Below are 17355 nucleotides of genomic sequence, written 5' to 3' on the forward strand. Positions count from 1 at the left end.
CCCCTTGTTCTGATATTCGCACGATCAGATTCAGTGGTGAAGCGAATTCTCATCAACAAAAATAAGGAAGAGCCATGAACAGCGCAGCCATTGCACCCGAACTGCAGGAACTGATTGACCGGCAGAAAATCCATGACTGCATCGTTCGGTATTGCAGCGGTGTTGACCGGTTTGACCGAGACATGGTGAGGGGCGTGTACCATTCTGATGCCATGGATGACCACGGCGCCTTTGTCGGGCCAGTCGAGGCCTTCATTGATTGGGCTTTCGCTTACCACGCGAAATACCAACACACCCACAAACACTACGTCCTCAACCACCGTTGCGAGCTCGACGGTGATACAGCGCATACCGAGACCTATTGGCTGTTTTCGGGCAAGAACCAGATCGGGCCAGGGCTGACCCTGAGCGGCGGTCGGTACATCGACCGTTTTGAGAAGCGCGACGGCCGGTGGGCAATCGCTGCGCGTAAATGCGTCATTGAATGGAACGGCGCACTGGGCGAATTTCCCATGCCTCAGGAAGCACTTGATGCGTACGCTGCAACGGGCGTCGCTTCTCGGGATAAAAACGATCCGTCCTACGAGCGTCCGCTCTGTGTAACGCGCTCCAGCACAGTATTGCCATTCTGAAGGCCCATGTCGTCCAACAATAGGGGTTTACGATGTGTTTGAAGCGCAACTGGTTGATCACAGGTATTTCAAGTGGGCTGGGCGAAGCACTGGCTAAGTCTGTATTGCCGTTGCACAGTGTCAGCGAAAATATCTTATACGACTGATCGGTTGTCAGAGGCTGGTTGAGAATAATTTGAAACCAGCCTTGGGGAGCAACGCATGATGCCTTGCTGCCGATCCTGCTCAGCAAACGCCTTATTACCCAGCGTCGTAGTGTGAGGTTTTGTGATTTCAGCGCGAGTTTTTATCCATTGCGCAATGCCTTGTGCGGCTCTAGCCTTCTGTCCATCCAATATCGCTTTGGCGAACATAACAAGAGAGGGTTTCGATGAGCCACACAGGCAAGAAAATCGCCGTAGTAACAGGCGGTGCGATGGGTATCGGTGCTGAGGCTGCCGTATCACTGGCAAAAGACGGGCATCACATCGTTATTTGCGACATCAACGTTGATGCGGCGGAGCGATTCTCTCGACAGCTCCGAGAGCAGGGCTACACGGCAGACGCTTGCCAGGTGGATGTAGCCTCGCTGGATTCTGTAACGAATGCATTTTCCTGGATCGATAGCGAGTTCGGTAGGTGCGATGTACTGGTGAATTCCGCAGGTATCGCCAAGACCATGCCGTTCCTGGAGTTTGATCTCGACGTTTTCAACAAGACCCTGCACATCAACGTCACTGGCACGTTCATGTGCTGCCAGCGTGCTGCTCAAATCATGCGAAAAAATGGCTTTGGCAGGATTATCAACATCGCGTCGGTCGCTGGCTTGCGTGCAGTGGGCAAGGGCCGTACCGCCTACGGTACTTCTAAAGGTGCAGTCATTGCACTGACCCGGCAAATGGCCGTGGAGCTTAGCGAGTATGGCATCACTGCCAATGCCATTGCACCGGGCCCGGTCGATACGCCCATGACCAAAGAACTGCACAGCGACAGCTTCCGCCAGGCGTATAGCAATGCTATCCCCGCCAAGCGATACGGAACGACTCAAGAGATTGCCGGCGCGGTCAGCTATCTCGCATCTGACGTCGCCGCTTACGTAAATGGTATTGTTCTGCCTGTCGACGGCGGATTCCTGGCCTGGGGCGCAGGCGACCTGTAATTGGCAAGATCACAAGCGCCCATACGGGCGCTTGTTTAGCTTTGAGCCATCTCTTTTTTCAACCACGTTTCCAAATCTGCAGTATCGGGACGCAGCCTTGCATTGGGTGAAACCCACAGCACCAATTTTGCTGCGCCTTGCGCAAAGCCAAATGGAGCCACCAAGGCACCACTCTCAAGCTCTGCTTCCACCAACATGCGTGGTACACAGGCGAATCCCAAGCCAAGCTTTGCTGCCTGGATCAATAAATAGAAATGCTCGAAATACTCCATTTCAAGCAGCTCTCCAGCCTCTCTATCAATGGAGGCGTACCAGGCTTTCCATGCGTGCGGTCGGGTTTTCGTGGTCAGTAAGCGCTCTTTACTCAAGTCGCTGACCTCCAGGACACCGGATGCTGCCAGATACCCAGGCGAACAGATGGCGCCTATCCATTCATTGGTCAATGGTATCGGTTCTATGCCTGGAGGTGGTTCGATGCTGTCGAGCCGTATCGCAACGCTCACGCCTTCATGCGCGAAATCAATAGGGCCGTGACCTGTCTTCAAGCCCAGTTCCATGGTGGGAAAACTGCTATGCAGCCTGGCCAGTCGAGGCAGCAGCCAATGCATCATGATCGAGGCGGAGCAGGACAGCTCAAGCGGGCGGGGGCGAACCTCATCGATACTTTCTTGTATCAAGGCAAAAGCCCTGGCCAGGCCCGAGGCGAGGCGTGATCCCTCTGGGGTCAGTTTGGTGCCGTGCGCATTTCGAGTGAGCAAAATGACACCTAACGCGTCTTCCAGACTTCGAACATGACGGCTAATAGCGCCATGAGTCACGCATAAGGCATCCGCTGCATCACTGAACGATCCTTTGCGCGCGATCATTTCAAAGGCTCGTAGAGCGTTGAGCGAAGGCCTGACTGGCGACGTCATTTATGCACCTCTGTAGGACCGGAGTCTTGAACTCGACAACAATTCTAATGTGAGTTTTTCTCACGCTCGACGGAAATCATATCGGTTGGATTGATGCAGGGTCAATGTATATTGATTTGAAACTGCCATGCGACATTCCGGGCAGATTCAAAATAACAAATAGATTTGAGGCACCCATCATGGTCGATCTTAAGGCCGGGCGAGAGGAGTTTACTGCCCGATTTTTTGTAGAGAGCAGCTACCCGATTGAACGGGTCAGCGAGGTAATCGCAGGGGAGCAATCCAGCGGTACCTTCCTCTCTCTTCCTGGCGAATCGGCGGAGCTTAAAGAACGCTCTCGTGCGCGTGTAGTCGCTATCGAGCCGCTGCCCTCCGTTTCAAGTGCTTCTCTGCACAGTGATTACCTGGCCCGCCACAACCCCTCTGAGACGTATCACCGAGGTGAGGTCACTATCGCGTTCCCCACGGCTAATATTGGAACGAACATCCCTGCGTTGCTGACCACAATTGCAGGCAATCTCTTTGAGATTGGCGAGGTCAGCGGGCTGAGGGTGCTAGATCTGGAGCTTCCCGAGCGGTTCGCATCTGGCTTCATCGGCCCGCAATTCGGAATCGAAGGCACCAGGGCGTTAGCCGGTGTTCATGACCGTCCGATCATAGGCACCATCGTCAAGCCGAGTATCGGCCTTACTCCAGAGCAGACTGCCTCTGTGGTCGATGAGCTCTGCGCCGGAGGTATCGATTTCATCAAGGATGATGAGCTGCTCATTGATCCTGCCTACGCGTCGTTTGATGCCCGGCTAAGTGCGGTGATGCCTGTCCTCCACAAGCATGCAGATCGCCTCGGACGCATGCCCATGTATGCAATCAACATCTCAGGCAGCATCGACGAGATGATGCGTCGCCAAGATGCAGTGCTTGAGGCGGGTGGTACCTGCGTGATGCTTTGCCTGAATTGGGTTGGGCACTCGGCGGTTGAGCACATCCGAAAGCATGCCCAGTTGCCAATTCATGGCCATCGCAATGGCTGGGGGGCTCTGACCCGCTGCCCCCAACTAGGGTTCTCATTCGAGGTGTATCAGAAGATCTGGCGGTTGGCCGGGATCGACCATCTGCATGTTAACGGTATTCAGGGCAAATTCTATGAGGCGGACGATTCGGTAATCGCTTCTGCGAAGAGCTGCCTTGCCCCATTTGCCGGCATGCGTCCCCTGATGCCTGTGTTCTCCTCCGGTCAATGGGCGGCCCAGGCGCCTGAGCTTTTCAACAGGCTTCAATCCGTTGACCTGATGCACCTCGCTGGCGGCGGCATCATCGGTCATCCAATGGGTATCGAAGCAGGCGTTCAAAGCATGCGTGAAGGTTGGGAGGCGGCTGTACAGCACGTGCCTCTGGAGCGTTATGCCGAGGGTAGGGCAGCCCTGTCAGCTGCCCTGCAGAAGTTTGGAGGCCAATAAGTCATGAGCTCCCAGCACGTTCCCACACTCCCGTTGGTCTTTTACGGCGATGACTTCACTGGTTCGACGGACGCTCTAGAGGTTTTGACGGCGGCTGGACTCAAGTGTGCCCTGTTCCTCGCGCCTCCAACCCCGGAGCTCCTGGCAGAACTGGGTGGATTTGACGCCATCGGTATCGCCGGTGACAGCCGTGCTTTGTCCAATGCTGAAATGGACGCGGTGCTGCCCGAGATTTTCGAAAGCATCAAACGTCTGTCGCCAGCGCTGATTCACTACAAGGTGTGCTCGACTTTTGACAGCGCCGACGCCGTGGGCAGCATCGGCCACGTAATTGAGTTGGCATCCCGCATTTATGATGTAAAAGGCGTTCCGATCATCGCGGGCAACCCTGCACTGGGCCGCTACTGCGTTTTCGGCAATCTCTATGCCTTGTCCAAGACGGATCACAAGGTTCACAGGATTGACCGGCACCCTATCATGCGTGCCCACCCGATCACCCCGATGCATGAAGCGGACTTGAGTATCCATATCGGCAAGCAAAAAAACTTGTCGATTGGCAAGCTTGATATTCGCCAACTCGAAAGTAGTGCAACGCTCGGCCGCTTGGTCGACGAGATGTCACGGCAGCACGATGCAGTGTTGTTTGATGGCACTCATGAGTCACATATGACCACCGCTGGCCAAGTGTTGACCGAGCGCTCGTCGGCGGCGGCTCCGCTTTTCATCGTCGGTTCATCCGGAGTGGAGTATGGCCTCACACAATACTGGCGTACCGCTGGGGTGTTTCCGGCACGAGCGTCGCTGGCCGTCCCTCTGGAACCGGCCGACCAGGTGCTGGTGATCTCAGGCAGTGCTTCGCCGTTGAGTCAGTCCCAGATCGAAACGGCGATCGATTTCGGCTTTGTTGAGCTTAAAGTCGATGCTGCCGCATTGATTACGGAGTCCCGAAAAAGCGCCGCGATACGAGATGTGGTCATGGCCGCAGTATCGCACCTCGAAGAGGGGCGGTCGGTGCTGATTCACACTGCCAAAGGCCCGGGTGACGCTCGGATTGAACAGATGATCGAGGCCATGCTGCAAAAAGGTTTGCCTCGGGATGAAGCGAGGGTTCAGGGAGGTAAGCAGCTAGCCATGGAAGTAGGCCACGTTGCGCTTGAAATCCTTAAAGCATTCCCATTGAAAAGATTGGTGGTTTCGGGTGGTGACACATCGAGCCAAGTAACCAAAGTACTCGCACCCGATGCTTTGGTTATCAAATCTGATATTTCTCCTGGCGCGCCTTTGTGTCAAATGCACGCGCGCGAGCCGTACCTGAAAGACGTTGAGATTGCACTCAAAGGTGGCCAGATGGGAGACCAGGATTATTTCGTCAAAGCACTCAGGGGTGTTGAATAAGCTCTGAGGATTTTTAGCAAGACAGACTTGCCTATCTACAATAACAAAAGGTGAAACCATGCATACCTCAATATCGAGCCCTGTCGAAAGTGACCTCGATCACATGGATGATGGCGAGAAAAAAACCATGAAGAATGTTGTTGCCGGAAGCCTGTTCGGAACAGCATTGGAAACCTACGATCTCTACCTGTATGGCACTGCCGCTGCCCTTATTTTTGGACCTTTGTTTTTTCCTGGGAGCGACGAAACCGTTTCCCGGCTAGCCTCTCTTGCATCCTTCGCCATTTCATTCGTCGCCCGGCCTTTAGGGTCGCTTGTACTCGGGCATTTTGGGGACAGGATTGGCCGCAAGAAACTGCTGTATCTCACCCTCATCATCATGGGTTTGAGCACGGTAGGTATTGGTCTTTTGCCCACCTACGCCAGCATTGGCATTTGGGCGCCTATCATGCTTTGCGTGCTCCGCTTCATCCAAGGCTTTGCGTTTGCGGGCGAGTACAGTGGCGCTGTGCTGATGCTCTTAGAGCATGCGCCAAGAAGAAGGAGGGGCTTCTATGCGGCGATCAATAACATTGGCCCAGTCTTTGGCTTCATTGCATCCGCTGGCATGCTTCTGGTTGTCAGTGCCTTGCTTTCCAAAGAGGATTTCACCGCGTGGGGGTGGCGCATTCCTTTCATCGCCAGCCTTGCGCTGTTGGTAGTGGGGGTGTTTGTCCGCTCCAAAGTGCCCGAGTCTCCTGTGTTCGAGAAGACGGCTGAGAAGAGGGCAGCCACGCCTGGCAAGTCGCAATCGCCCGCGCTGCGCTTGTTCACTCGCTATCCTAAGCAACTGCTGTTAGTGGCCGGCGCTAATATCTGCCACTTCTCGACGTTCTACCTGTTCACTGTATTTGCACTGAGCTATGGCCAGCGAGAACTAGGCCTGTCAAATGCTTTCGTGCTGTCAGTGGCCATGGTTGCAATCTGTACGCATTTGGTGGTCGTACCTTTTGCAGGTTCGCTGGCAGATCGTATTGGCCGCCGTACCACGATGCTCATTGGTTTTGTGGTGACCGCCCTCGCAGCGTTTCCTTTCTGGCACCTTTTTTCAACTGGCGAGTTCTGGCCAATGGTCGCTGGATCATGCATGTTCATGACGGGATATGGTTTGGTATATGGCGCGGTGCCGTCGTTTACCGGCGAAGCCTTCGGCCCGAGCGCTCGCTTCACCGGTTTCGCAATGTCTACCAACGTCGGTGGGATCATAGGCGGTGGTACTGCTCCAATCGTAGGGGCATTCCTCCTGAGCCATTACGGTACGCCGTATGCGATCTCGACGCTCACGATAGCCCTCGCGGTGTTTTCTGGACTCTGTGTATACCTGTCTGCTGAGACAAAAGACGTGGACATCATCGACGAGTGAATGAGGCAGTTTCGTGCTTCCTTGGGGGCGCACGCAGCCTCACCCGTCAACCTCATGCGCAATGGCTGGATGCTCAGCCAGCCATAAACTTTCGAACTTAGTCAGTGCGATGAGGGCATCCTCGTGCCTGAAAGGTATCGGTATGACCATCCGTAGAACAAAGATCGTTGCAACGCTAGGCCCAGCCAGTAATTCGCCGGAAGTAATTGAAGCGCTGATCTTGGCCGGATTAGATGTAGCGCGTTTGAATTTTTCCCATGGTACGCCAGATGAACACATCGCCCGAGCTCGCTTGATCCGTGAGATTGCTGCCAGACACGGTAGGCATGTGGCTTTGTTGGGTGATTTGCAGGGCCCTAAAATTCGGATTGCAAAATTCACTGACAAGCGGATCGAGCTGAAGGTTGGCGATACTTTCTCGTTCTCCACGAGCCATCCCCTTGCATCGGGCAATGAGCGAGTCGTAGGCATCGATTACCCAGATCTGGTGAAAGATTGTGGCGTGGGCGACCAGCTCCTGCTGGATGATGGGCGGGTGGTTATGCGTGTTGAGTCGACTGCGCCCGATGCCTTGAATTGTATCGTCACCGTGGGCGGGCCGCTGTCCGATCACAAGGGTATCAACCGCAAGGGGGGAGGGCTCACTGCGCCTGCCCTTACCGAAAAAGACAAAGCGGATATCAAGCTGGCTGCGCAAATGGAGCTTGACTACTTGGCCGTTTCATTCCCGCGGGACGCCAAGGACATGGAGTACGCTCGCAAGCTGCGTGATGAGTCAGGGGGGACAGCCTGGCTCGTGTCAAAAATCGAACGAGCTGAGGCCGTTGCCGATGATCAGACCCTTGATAAGCTGATCGCAGCTAGCGATGCGGTAATGGTCGCTCGGGGAGATCTGGGTGTGGAGATTGGAGATGCGGAGCTTATCGCTATCCAAAAGAAGATCATTCTGCACGCCCGGCGCAACAACAAAGCGGTAATCGTGGCGACCCAGATGATGGAGTCGATGATCTCCAGTCCGATGCCTACCCGCGCAGAAGTGTCTGACGTGGCCAATGCGGTGCTCGACAATACTGATGCCGTCATGCTGTCCGCTGAAAGCGCTGCAGGGGCCTACCCTGTTGAGGCAGTACTTGCCATGGCTCGTATTTGCAGGGGGGCTGAAAAGCATCCAACCACTGTAAAGTCCAGCCATCGATTGCATACCTCCTTTCGGCGTTGTGACGAAAGTATTGCGCTGGCCGCGCTCTACACCGCGAACCACTTTCCAGGTGTCAAGGCAATCATTTCTCTCACCGAGAGTGGCTTCACACCGTTGATAATGTCTCGGCTGCGTTCTCATGTGCCGATCTATGCGCTTTCGCCTCATCGTGCAACCCAGGCTCGCGCCTCCCTGTTCCGTGGCGTTTATCCAATAGCGTTTGATCCTGCTTCGCTGCCCTCTGAAACAGTCAGCGAAGCCGCCATTGGCGAATTGCTGAAACGTGACCTGGTACAGCCTGGTGATTGGATTATTCTCACGAAGGGGGACCGTTATGATGTCACGGGTGGCACCAATGGCCTGAAAATTCTTCAACTGTAACGCTCAGGCGCCAGAGGCGGGTTATGCCGCTTTCCTTACCGCGTCGGCACAGGGGTGCTGCCATTCAAGGCTGGAATCTGTGAAAACACTTCAGCCATAAAATCCATGAACACGATAGCCCGCGTGGGGAGCAGTCTGTTGGCGACATAAACCATCTGCACGGGGACAGGGGGGGCCACATGGTTGGTGAGAATGAACTGTAATCGCCCGCTGTTCAGCCCTCCCTCGAACAGCCACGCAGGTCCATGCGCCACACCCAGGCCTGCCGTGGCCGCCGCGCTCACAGCGTCCGGCGAGTTGACCCTGAGTCTGCCGGTAACCGGAATGTCCACGTCCCTGAATCGCCAGGTCGCCCCGGACGACAGTAAGGTGTAGATGATGCAATCGTGGTCGAGTAGATCATCCGGGGTCTGCGGAACTCCGCGTTTGGCCAAATAATCCTTACTGGCGACGAAGACCCGGTCGTACCCTCCAAGAGGCCGGGCGCGCAAACTGCTGTCTTCCAGCTTTCCTATGCGAATGGCGAGTTCGGTGCCTTCATTGACTAGGTCTACGTATCGATCGTTGAGTTGGAGATCCAGGATCAATTGAGGGTAGCGCTCCAAAAAGGCCGGCACGTGCGGCAGGACAAACGCATGTGCGAGCGCTGTCGGACAGGCTACGCGCAAAAGCCCCGATGGGTCGACTTTGTTCCTGAAGGACGATTCGGATTCATCCACCGCATCCAGGATGCGCCGGATGTCGGCATAGTAGCGTTCACCCTCCGGCGTCAGGGAGAGCTTGCGCGTAGATCGGTGGAGCAAGCGCGTTTGCAAATGATCCTCCAGTGCCGCTACATAGCGGCTGACATTGGGCTGCCCCAGCCCCAGATCGCGCCCTGCCGCCGAAAAGCTGCCGGTTTCTACAGCACGCGCGAAGCATGTCATCAACAGAAATCGGTCCACTTCGTTCCCTCTATTCATGCTTGATTTGCATGAATTATATGCGAATAGGCTGTCTTATCTACTGTTAGGCATGAGCGCATATTTCTCCATGTCGACCGCGGTGGTCGTCATTCACCGGAGAATTCAAATGTCGCGCTTGCAAGGTAAACGTACTCTCATCACTGGCGGGACCAGCGGCATCGGGCTGGAAACGGCAAAGCAGTTCCTGGCGCAGGGGGCTCGCGTTATCGTAACGGGTGTGAACCCCGATTCGATTGCCAAGGCCCAAGCCGAATTGGGCCCGGAGGTGCCGGTGCTGCGGGCCGACTCGGCCAGCGTTGAAGCACAAAGGGAGCTGGCACAAGTCATCAAGCAACACTACGGCCAACTCGACGTTGCCTTCCTCAATGCCGGCGTATCCGTCTGGGTGCCCATTGAGGAATGGACCGAAGACATGTTCGACCGCTCTTTCGACATCAACGTCAAAGGGCCGTACTTCCTGATGCAGGCGCTGTTGCCGGTCTTCGCAAATCCTGCTTCCGTCGTGTTGACCACTTCCGTAAGCGCGCATGCAGGCGCCGATCGCTCGTCCGTATATGCCGCAACGAAAGCCGCATTGCTGAACATGTCGAAGACGCTCTCGACCGAATTGCTGGGCCGTGGAGTCCGTGTAAACGCAGTGAGCCCTGGCCCCGTCGAGACCCCTCTTTACGATAAGCTCGGTATTCCTGAGGCTTATCGCGAGCAGCTTAACAAAGCGATCGCGGCAACCATTCCGCTTGGGCGCTTCGGTAGCGCCGACGAAGTGGCCAAAGCAGTGCTGTATCTGGCATCCGACGAGTCGCGCTGGACGGTCGGCTCTGAAATCGTCCTTGACGGTGGTCGCCTGCTGAATGGCTAAGCACCCAGCTTAAAAATTGCGTGAATGCCACTTCAGCTGAGCTGAGTCAGTTTGGTACTCAAAGCCCACATCTCGGCCAGTCAAGCGGGGAAGTGTTTTGCCGTACTGGCGCTCCCCGCGTATCATTTGCGACATGGTGGGTCGGAGATTGATATGTCGCTTTACAGTGCAGGCGTCGAATACGGCATCCATTGCCTGCTGTTTCTGGTAGGCGAGGGCGGTGAGAGCCGTGATTCCAGCGTGCGCGACCTGGCCGAGTTGCAGGGCGTGCCGCAGGAATACCTGGCCAAGGTTTTCACCAAGCTGGCGCGTGCCGGCTTGGTGGCCGCCACCGAAGGCGTGCGCGGTGGCTTCCGCCTGGCGCGACCGGCGGCTGAAATCACCGTGCTGGATATCGTCAACGCCATCGACGGGCCGAAGAAGATTTTCGATTGCCGCGAGATTCGCGAACGCTGCACGTTGTTCGAAGGCTCGCCGCCCGCTTGGGCGACTGAGGGCACCTGTGCGATTCATGCAGTGATGCTAGGGGCGCAGAAGCGCATGGAAGAGGCCTTGGCGCAGCAGACCATCCTCGATCTTGCGAGACGGTTCGGGCGCAAGGCCCCGGCCGAGTTCGGTCAACAGGTGAATAGCTGGATGGGGGAGCGGCGCGAGGGTAAAGGTGGCGGGGATATACCGGTCAACCAGGTCTGATCGTCTTGCCTGTACAGGAGTAACACGTTCAGCGCCCCTCATGCTGGCGCCGATACGCCCCCGGCTGCACCCCCATCGCCTTGGCAAACGCCCGGGTAAACGCTGCCACCGACTGATACCCCACTTGCGCGCCCACCTGCTCCACGGTATTGCCCGCCCGCAGCAACTGGCTGGCATGGCGCATGCGCAACGCCAGCAGCACCTGCCCCGGCGATTGCCCAGCCAGTTCATTGAAACGCTTGAAAAACGCCGACCGCGACAAGCCGGTGCAGGCGGCCATGCTCTCCAGCGTCCAGGCTTGACCCGGTTGCTCGATCAACTGTTCCAGCAGCCCGGCAAACGCTGGCTGGCGGGCGAGGGTGACCAGCCCGCCCAGTGACTGCCCGGCTATGACCTGCTGGCGCAGCACGTACAAGAACAACAGGTGCGTCAGGCGCTCCAGCAACGCCTGCGACGGGCCGGCGGTGCGCCGGCATTCTTCCAGAATCAGCTCGAACAGCGCCCGCGCCGCACTGCCGGCGGGGTCTTCGGCGCGCAGCAGGATCCAGTCGGCCAGGCCTTCGACAATCAGTGAAGACAGGCCGGACTGGAAATGGAAGAAGCCACAAACCAGCCCGACGCCGTCGCTGGCCTCGTTCTCCAGTGCCTGCATGGCCTGGCGCGGTTGGGCACAGGCGTCGACCGGGTCCTGGACGCTGGACAAGCGATAGGCAAGGTCGCGCAACAGGAATACTGCATCTCCCTTCTTTAGGCGCACCGGTTGCGGCTGGCCGTCGATGTGCAGCCAGCAATGCCCTTGGACCACCAGGTGGAAGCTGGCGCGGCCCATGCCCTGGGTGCTGGCGTGCCAGCCACCGCAGTAGCGGCCGACATGAAACAGGCTGGCATCGAGCTCCAGGCCCTCTAATAACCAATCGACAAGGTGGCTGGACGAAATCATCTAATACAAAGACTCAGGAACAAGGAAAGGTGACTGATGAATATGGAGGGTAATTCTTATAACCAACAGACTGTAGTGACACCCATCAAAAGGAGACCACTCCATGTCCTCGCGCATTACTTTACACACGCTGCAGAGTGCTCCGGAAGCGGCCCGGCCGTTTCTCGAGAATGCCCAGAAGAATTCCGGCTTCATCCCCAACCTGCTGGGCGTGCTGGCCAACGCCCCGGCGGCGCTGGAAACCTACGTGACCGTTTCGGCACTCAATGGCAAGTCCGAGCTGAGCCTGGCCGAGCGTGAAGTGGTGCAGCTGATTGCCGCCACCCGGCATGGCTGCGACTTCTGTGTAGCCGGCCACACCGCCGTGGCGCTGAACAAGGCCAAGCTGCCGCAGGAAGTAGTCGATGCCTTGCGTGCCCGCGGCGAACTGCCCGATGCCCGTTACGAAACCCTGGCCGCCTTCGCCCGTGAAGTGATCGACACTCGCGGTAACGTCAGCGAAGCCACCTACATGGCGTTCCGTGAAGCTGGCTTCAGTGAAGGCAACGCGCTGGAAGTGATTCTGGGGGTAAGTCTCGCAACCCTCTGCAACTTTGCTAATGTTTTCGCCCAGACGCCGCTCAACGAAGAGCTTGGCAAGTACCGCTGGCAGCCTTCTGCATAGCCCACGTGTGAGAGCGGCCCTGACGCGGTCGTTGTAGGAGCGGCCTTGTGCCGCGAATGGGCCGCCAGGCGGCCCCGGCGTTCCAAAAGGAGCAAGACCATGCAAGATTGTGCATTTCGACACTGGCTGGATGCCAATGCCGAGGCCATTGACCGGGGCCTGTGCGAACCGCAGCAGGTACTGGCGCAGATCGCCGAATCGCAGCTGTTGCGCATTGGTGTCGACCCGGCCCTGGGCGGCACGGGCGGGCAGGTGACTGATGCGGTCGAGGCGATTGCCGCCATCGCCAGCCGCTCGTTGGCCGCAGCCTTCGTCTGCTGGGGCCAGCGTGCCTTTATCGAATATCTGTTGCACAGCCCCAACCAGCCCCTGCGCGAGCGCCTGCTGCCGCGCTTGCTGACGGGCGAACTGGCCGGGGCCACCGGGCTGTCCAACGCCATGAAGTTCCTTTCCGGCATCGAAGCGTTGCAGGTGCGTGGCCGGCCCGCAGCCGATGGCTGGCACTTGGAAGGGCGCCTGCACTGGGTGACCAACCTGCGCAAAAGCGGCTTCGTGGTGGCGGCGGCCATCGAAGATGAAGCCGGCGACGCGCCGTTCGTACTGGCCATTCCGTCCGACGCCCAGGGCCTGGAGCGCTCCGACGACCTGCAACTGATGGGCCTGCAGTCGAGCAACACGGCGGCACTGGCCTTCCACCAGGTGCCGTTGGCCCGTGACTGGCTGCTGCACGCGAATGCGCGCGAGTTCCTGCCCCGGGTACGTCCGGCATTCCTGGCGCTGCAATGCGGCATGGCCATCGGCCTGGCGCGACGGGCGCTGCAAGAAGTTCAGGCGCACCTGCACGGCCGGGCCTCGTTCCTCGATGAAGCCCGTCAGGTGCTCAGCGAGCGGCTGGAAAACACCGTCAGCGAGCTCAAGCAGGGCCTGCTCGATGACCGTTTTCAGCAACAGCCGGCGGCCCTGTTCAAGCTGCGCATCACCTTGGCTGAATGTGCCGCCGATGCAGTACAGCTTGAGTTGCAGGCCAGCGGCGGCAAGGCCTACCTCAGCGAGTATGGCGAAGGCTTTGCCCGCCGCTGGCGCGAGTCGGCCTTTGTGCCGATCGTCACCCCCAGCCTGGTGCAATTGCGCGCCGAACTGCAACGCCAGGCGGGCGCGGCATGAGTGACGTGTTGCTCGAAGCCCGCGACATTAGCCTGGGCTACCCGCGGGAGGGTGGCTGGCAGCAGGTGCTGGCGCAGTTCGACCTGCAGCTGGCACCGGGCGAAGTGGTGAGCATTCTTGGCCCCAGTGGCGTCGGCAAATCCAGCCTGCTGCGGGTGCTGGCCGGTCTGCAACAGCCCGGCGGCGGCAGCGTGAGCCTGCACGGCCAGCCGTTGCAAGGGCCGCACCCGCGCCTGGCGGTGGCCTTTCAGGACCCGAGCCTGCTGCCTTGGCTGAGCCTGGAGAAGAACGTCGCTTTTGGTCTGGACTTCGCCCGCCAGCCGAAACTGGCCGCTGCCGAGCGGCGCGCGCGCATCGACCACGCGATTGCCGCCGTGGGCCTGGCCCACGCCCGTGGCCAGTACCCGGCGCAATTGTCCGGTGGCATGGCCCAGCGCACCGCACTGGCCCGCTGCCTGGCCCGCCAGCCCGAGGTGCTGCTGCTGGACGAGCCGTTCGGCGCGCTGGATGAAGTGACCCGCGCCGACATGCAGCAACTGCTGCTGCAACTGATCGCCACCCACAACACCGCGGCAGTACTGATTACCCACGATATTGACGAAGCCCTGCTGCTGTCCGACCGGGTCCTGCTACTGGGCAACCATCCAGCGCACATCCTCGGCCAATGGCACATCGACCTGCCGCAACCGCGCGACCACCGGGTCGAAGAACTGGGCGCCTTGCGCATCGAAATCCTCAAAACCCTTCGGCGGGCAAGCCGCACAGTCGAACCTACCTCAACCCCGTTGCCCTCGGAGGCTGTCCATGTGCTTGGATGACTGCTGTTCCTCTTCATCGCGTCGTGATTTTCTCAAGCTTGGTGCCATGCTCACGGCCGCTGGTGCGCTGCCATTGCTCTCGAGCCTGCAAGCCCGTGCCGCTTCCGAGCCGGACGCGCCAGTGCGTATCGGCTACCTGCCAATCACCGACGCCACGCCATTGCTGGTGGCGCATAACAACGGGCTGTTCGAGGCCGAAGGCATCAAGGCCGAGCGCCCGGTGTTGCTGCGCAGTTGGGCGCAGGTGATCGAGGCGTTCATCTCCGGGCAGGTGAACGTCATCCACCTGCTATCGCCGATGACCGTATGGGCGCGCTACGGCAGCAAGGTGCCAGCCAAGGTCGTGGCCTGGAACCATGTGGGCGGCTCAGGCCTGACCGTGGCGCCCGATATAAGCGACATGAAACAGCTCGGGGGCAAGACCGTGGCCATCCCGTTCTGGTATTCGATCCATAACGTGGTGTTGCAGCAGATGCTCAACGACAATGGCCTGACGCCTGTGTCGAAGCCTGCCAATGCGCAGTTGGCCGCCAACGAAGTCAACCTGCTGGTGCTGCCGCCATCCGACATGCCGCCAGCCTTGGCCAGCAAGCGCATTGCCGGCTACATCGTCGCCGAGCCGTTCAACGCCCTGGCCGAGAACCTCAAGGTTGGCCGCGTGCAGCGCTTTACCGGCGATGTGTGGCGCAACCACGCGTGCTGCGTGGTGTTCATGCATGAGCATGACTTGAACAACCGCCCCGAATGGTCGCAGAAGGTGGTCAACGCCATCGTCAAGGCCCAGCACTGGACCCGTGACCACCGTGCCGAAGCCGCTGCGTTGCTGTCGAAGGCCGGCCCCAACAAGTACACCCCGCACGAGCCCGCGGTGCTGGCCAAGGTGCTGGCGCCGGCCGCCGAGGACCGTGCCGGCTACGTTGCCAGTGGCGCCATTCGCCATCAGCAGTGGGACGAAAAGCGCATCGACTTCCAGCCATACCCGTTCCCCAGTTACACCGAAGAACTGGTCAAGCGCCTGAAAACCACCTTGATCGAGGGCGACAACGCCTTCCTTGCCGGGCTGGACCCGGTGCAGACCGCCCGCGACCTGGTCGACGATCGCTTCGTGCGTCATGCCATCGCTGCGGTTGGTGGCCCGTCGGTGTTCGGTATTGCCGACAACTTCGAGCGTAGCGAGGAGTTCGCCGTCTGATGCGCACGCATGTCGTACACGCCAGCCTTGGGCTGGCCGGGTTGTTGGCGCTGTTGCTGTTGTGGTGGGCCGGTGTTGCCGTGTTCGGCCAGGCCGACGGCCTGTCGGCGCGCTTTTCACCGGCGGCAACCTTGGCCAGCCTGGTCGAGCTGTTGGGGCAGGGCGAGGTTTACGGGCACATCTGGGTCAGCCTCAAGCGCATCCTGGTCGGGTTGCTGCTGGCGCTGCTGATCGGCGTGCCGCTGGGCTTGCTGGTGGGCAGCTACCGGCACCTGGAGGCGGCAACCACCCCGGCGTTCCAGTTTTTGCGCATGATCTCGCCGTTGTCGTGGATGCCGGTGGTGGTGATGTTGATGGGCGTGGGTGACCAGCCGATCTACTTCCTGCTGGCGTTTGCCGCGCTATGGCCGATCTTGCTGAACACCGCGGCGGGCGTCAGGCAGCTGGACCCACGCTTGCTGCAACTGAGCCGCAGCTTGAGCGCCACGCGCTGGGAAACCTTGTGCAAGGTGATCGTGCCGGGGGTGATCGGCCATGTGCTGACCGGCGTGCGTCTGGCCATCGGCATTCTGTGGATCGTGCTGGTGCCGTGCGAAATGCTCGGGGTGAGTGCGGGGTTGGGGTATTTCATCCTCGATACCCGCGACCGGCTGGCGTATTCCGAACTGATGGCGATGGTGCTGCTGATTGGCGTGCTGGGGTTCGTGCTCGATGCCCTGGCGCGTGCGCTGCATCGGCGATGGGTGCATGGCTGAAAGGCCAATGCGGCTGCTTCGCGGGCTCGCCCGCTCCCACAGGTACATCACCTAACGGTATTCCTGTGGGAGCGGGCAAGCCCGCGAACAGGCCATCGGATCAATGCACGGTCTTGCGCTGCCGTACACACTCCAGCGCTTGGGCGGCCAGCTCATCCAGCCGCTCATCGCGCATCTGCTCTGCTTCGATCATCGCATCCTCACCCTGCTGGTTAAGCAGGTAGGTGTGAATCTGCATCACTTCAGCGGTTTGATAAATCGGCGCAATGTCCAGGCGCCCGATCAGCGCACCACTGGCCTGGCCGGTACTGCTCATCAGCACCTGCGGCCCATTGGCGGCCACCACCTGCATGCCCATCGCCTCAAACCACGGCACCTGGCTGGCAAAGGCGTTCAGCTCCACGCAGGCATGGCGAGCCTGCAGGTCGCCCAGCAGGGCGCGGGCGATGCCTTGGCGGCGATGGCTGGCGCGCACGGCAAGAAAGGCCAGTGAACACGCCTGCTCATCGTCGTCGGCCGGCAGCGACAGGGCAAAGCCCAGCAACTGGTCCGGCGCCTCGGCATCCAGTGCAAGGGTCAGCGCCACGGCAAGGCCGCGGGTGCCATCCAGCGCTTGCAGGTACTGGTGCACCTCCATGCCGACGCCGTACTGGTACAGCGGGTACAGCGGGTTGTCGGCGGTAATGGCGACACTGCTCAGTTCGCCGACATGGTGGATCACCAGCTCGCGGATCTGGTTCTGGAAAGATTCGGGCGGCACGCTGTCGAGGCGGCTCAGGATGAACATC

17 protein-coding genes are annotated in these 17355 nt (G+C 59.0%); 13 read left to right on the forward strand and 4 right to left on the reverse strand.

What is annotated here, in order from left to right:
* Window positions 1–74 precede the first annotated feature (74 nt).
* Both SB756_RS04700 and SB756_RS04705 read left to right on the forward strand, forming a co-directional pair.
* Window positions 75–632: a nuclear transport factor 2 family protein gene (locus SB756_RS04700; protein WP_341798577.1), complete on the forward strand. Its 558-nt coding sequence runs from the start codon at window positions 75–77 to the stop codon at window positions 630–632.
* 370 nt (window positions 633–1002) lie between these two features.
* A complete protein-coding gene (locus SB756_RS04705; RefSeq protein ID WP_341798578.1) occupies window positions 1003–1770 on the forward strand; it encodes an SDR family NAD(P)-dependent oxidoreductase in 768 nt (255 codons plus the stop codon).
* A gap of 35 nt (window positions 1771–1805) precedes the next feature.
* Here SB756_RS04705 and SB756_RS04710 read toward each other — a convergent pair whose 3' ends face one another.
* Window positions 1806–2684 (reverse strand): LysR substrate-binding domain-containing protein, encoded by an 879-nt coding sequence (locus SB756_RS04710; protein WP_341798579.1) that lies wholly within the window; start codon window positions 2682–2684, stop codon window positions 1806–1808.
* Window positions 2685–2863: 179 nt separating this feature from the next.
* On the opposite strand from SB756_RS04710, the gene SB756_RS04715 reads away from it, so the two are divergent.
* The 4 genes from SB756_RS04715 to pyk all read left to right on the forward strand — a co-directional run bounded on the left by SB756_RS04715 (window position 2864) and on the right by pyk (window position 8517).
* Window positions 2864–4141, forward strand: a complete 1278-nt coding sequence (locus tag SB756_RS04715) for a ribulose-bisphosphate carboxylase large subunit family protein (protein WP_341798580.1) — start codon at window positions 2864–2866, stop codon at window positions 4139–4141.
* Between the two features lie 3 nt (window positions 4142–4144).
* Complete coding sequence (locus SB756_RS04720) at window positions 4145–5536, forward strand: four-carbon acid sugar kinase family protein (protein ID WP_410910282.1); 1392 nt, start codon at window positions 4145–4147, stop codon at window positions 5534–5536.
* 58 nt (window positions 5537–5594) lie between these two features.
* On the forward strand, window positions 5595–6938 hold the full coding sequence (locus tag SB756_RS04725) for an MFS transporter (RefSeq protein WP_410910283.1): 1344 nt from the start codon (window positions 5595–5597) through the stop codon (window positions 6936–6938).
* A gap of 142 nt (window positions 6939–7080) precedes the next feature.
* Complete coding sequence (gene pyk, locus SB756_RS04730; protein WP_341798583.1) at window positions 7081–8517, forward strand: pyruvate kinase; 1437 nt, start codon at window positions 7081–7083, stop codon at window positions 8515–8517.
* Between the two features lie 35 nt (window positions 8518–8552).
* Here the strand turns inward: pyk and SB756_RS04735 are convergent, their stop codons facing one another.
* Window positions 8553–9461: a LysR family transcriptional regulator gene (locus SB756_RS04735; protein WP_341798584.1), complete on the reverse strand. Its 909-nt coding sequence runs from the start codon at window positions 9459–9461 to the stop codon at window positions 8553–8555.
* Window positions 9462–9588: 127 nt separating this feature from the next.
* Here SB756_RS04735 and SB756_RS04740 point away from each other — a divergent pair, with 127 nt between their 5' ends.
* Together SB756_RS04740 and SB756_RS04745 are read left to right on the forward strand one after the other, a co-directional pair.
* Window positions 9589–10341 carry an SDR family oxidoreductase gene (locus SB756_RS04740; protein ID WP_410910284.1) on the forward strand — a complete coding sequence of 251 codons (753 nt, stop codon included), beginning with the start codon at window positions 9589–9591 and terminating at the stop codon, window positions 10339–10341.
* A 153-nt stretch (window positions 10342–10494) separates the two neighbouring features.
* On the forward strand, window positions 10495–11034 hold the full coding sequence (locus tag SB756_RS04745) for an RrF2 family transcriptional regulator (RefSeq protein WP_341798586.1): 540 nt from the start codon (window positions 10495–10497) through the stop codon (window positions 11032–11034).
* Between the two features lie 28 nt (window positions 11035–11062).
* Here SB756_RS04745 and SB756_RS04750 read toward each other — a convergent pair whose 3' ends face one another.
* Complete coding sequence (locus SB756_RS04750; RefSeq protein WP_341798587.1) at window positions 11063–11974, reverse strand: AraC family transcriptional regulator; 912 nt, start codon at window positions 11972–11974, stop codon at window positions 11063–11065.
* A 103-nt stretch (window positions 11975–12077) separates the two neighbouring features.
* Here SB756_RS04750 and SB756_RS04755 point away from each other — a divergent pair, with 103 nt between their 5' ends.
* The 5 genes from SB756_RS04755 (at window position 12078) to SB756_RS04775 (ending at window position 16567) form a co-directional block, all read left to right on the forward strand.
* The gene (locus SB756_RS04755; RefSeq protein ID WP_341798588.1) at window positions 12078–12638 is read left to right on the forward strand and encodes a carboxymuconolactone decarboxylase family protein; all 561 of its coding nucleotides are present in this window, start codon (window positions 12078–12080) and stop codon (window positions 12636–12638) included.
* Window positions 12639–12737: 99 nt separating this feature from the next.
* A complete protein-coding gene (locus SB756_RS04760; protein ID WP_410910285.1) occupies window positions 12738–13802 on the forward strand; it encodes an acyl-CoA dehydrogenase family protein in 1065 nt (354 codons plus the stop codon).
* Window positions 13799–14620 (forward strand): ABC transporter ATP-binding protein, encoded by an 822-nt coding sequence (locus SB756_RS04765; RefSeq protein WP_341798590.1) that lies wholly within the window; start codon window positions 13799–13801, stop codon window positions 14618–14620. The genes SB756_RS04760 and SB756_RS04765 overlap by 4 nt, the downstream gene beginning before the upstream one ends.
* Window positions 14607–15812: an ABC transporter substrate-binding protein gene (locus SB756_RS04770; RefSeq protein WP_341798591.1), complete on the forward strand. Its 1206-nt coding sequence runs from the start codon at window positions 14607–14609 to the stop codon at window positions 15810–15812. Before SB756_RS04765 ends, SB756_RS04770 begins: the two co-directional genes overlap by 14 nt.
* Window positions 15812–16567 (forward strand): ABC transporter permease, encoded by a 756-nt coding sequence (locus SB756_RS04775; RefSeq protein WP_410910286.1) that lies wholly within the window; start codon window positions 15812–15814, stop codon window positions 16565–16567. The genes SB756_RS04770 and SB756_RS04775 overlap by 1 nt, the downstream gene beginning before the upstream one ends.
* Before the next feature lie 100 nt (window positions 16568–16667).
* On the opposite strand, the gene SB756_RS04780 is transcribed toward SB756_RS04775, so the two are convergent.
* The gene (locus SB756_RS04780; RefSeq protein ID WP_258652205.1) at window positions 16668–17354 is read right to left on the reverse strand and encodes a GNAT family N-acetyltransferase; all 687 of its coding nucleotides are present in this window, start codon (window positions 17352–17354) and stop codon (window positions 16668–16670) included.
* Between the last annotated feature and the right edge of the window lies 1 nt (window position 17355).

The sequence above is a fragment of the Pseudomonas sp. SIMBA_068 genome, assembly GCF_046534705.1.
GTDB classification, from domain to species: domain Bacteria; phylum Pseudomonadota; class Gammaproteobacteria; order Pseudomonadales; family Pseudomonadaceae; genus Aquipseudomonas; species Aquipseudomonas putida.

Coding starts and splice junctions, on each gene's coding strand:
- SB756_RS04700 (WP_341798577.1), top strand. CDS start 75: ATGAACAGCGCAGCCATTGCACCCGAACTGCAGGAACTGATTGACCGG.
- SB756_RS04705 (WP_341798578.1), top strand. CDS start 1,003: ATGAGCCACACAGGCAAGAAAATCGCCGTAGTAACAGGCGGTGCGATG.
- SB756_RS04710 (WP_341798579.1), bottom strand. CDS start 2,684: ATGACGTCGCCAGTCAGGCCTTCGCTCAACGCTCTACGAGCCTTTGAA.
- SB756_RS04715 (WP_341798580.1), top strand. CDS start 2,864: ATGGTCGATCTTAAGGCCGGGCGAGAGGAGTTTACTGCCCGATTTTTT.
- SB756_RS04720 (WP_410910282.1), top strand. CDS start 4,145: ATGAGCTCCCAGCACGTTCCCACACTCCCGTTGGTCTTTTACGGCGAT.
- SB756_RS04725 (WP_410910283.1), top strand. CDS start 5,595: ATGCATACCTCAATATCGAGCCCTGTCGAAAGTGACCTCGATCACATG.
- pyk (WP_341798583.1), top strand. CDS start 7,081: ATGACCATCCGTAGAACAAAGATCGTTGCAACGCTAGGCCCAGCCAGT.
- SB756_RS04740 (WP_410910284.1), top strand. CDS start 9,589: ATGTCGCGCTTGCAAGGTAAACGTACTCTCATCACTGGCGGGACCAGC.
- SB756_RS04745 (WP_341798586.1), top strand. CDS start 10,495: ATGTCGCTTTACAGTGCAGGCGTCGAATACGGCATCCATTGCCTGCTG.
- SB756_RS04750 (WP_341798587.1), bottom strand. CDS start 11,974: ATGATTTCGTCCAGCCACCTTGTCGATTGGTTATTAGAGGGCCTGGAG.
- SB756_RS04755 (WP_341798588.1), top strand. CDS start 12,078: ATGTCCTCGCGCATTACTTTACACACGCTGCAGAGTGCTCCGGAAGCG.
- SB756_RS04760 (WP_410910285.1), top strand. CDS start 12,738: ATGCAAGATTGTGCATTTCGACACTGGCTGGATGCCAATGCCGAGGCC.
- SB756_RS04765 (WP_341798590.1), top strand. CDS start 13,799: ATGAGTGACGTGTTGCTCGAAGCCCGCGACATTAGCCTGGGCTACCCG.
- SB756_RS04770 (WP_341798591.1), top strand. CDS start 14,607: ATGTGCTTGGATGACTGCTGTTCCTCTTCATCGCGTCGTGATTTTCTC.
- SB756_RS04775 (WP_410910286.1), top strand. CDS start 15,812: ATGCGCACGCATGTCGTACACGCCAGCCTTGGGCTGGCCGGGTTGTTG.
- SB756_RS04780 (WP_258652205.1), bottom strand. CDS start 17,354: ATGTTCATCCTGAGCCGCCTCGACAGCGTGCCGCCCGAATCTTTCCAG.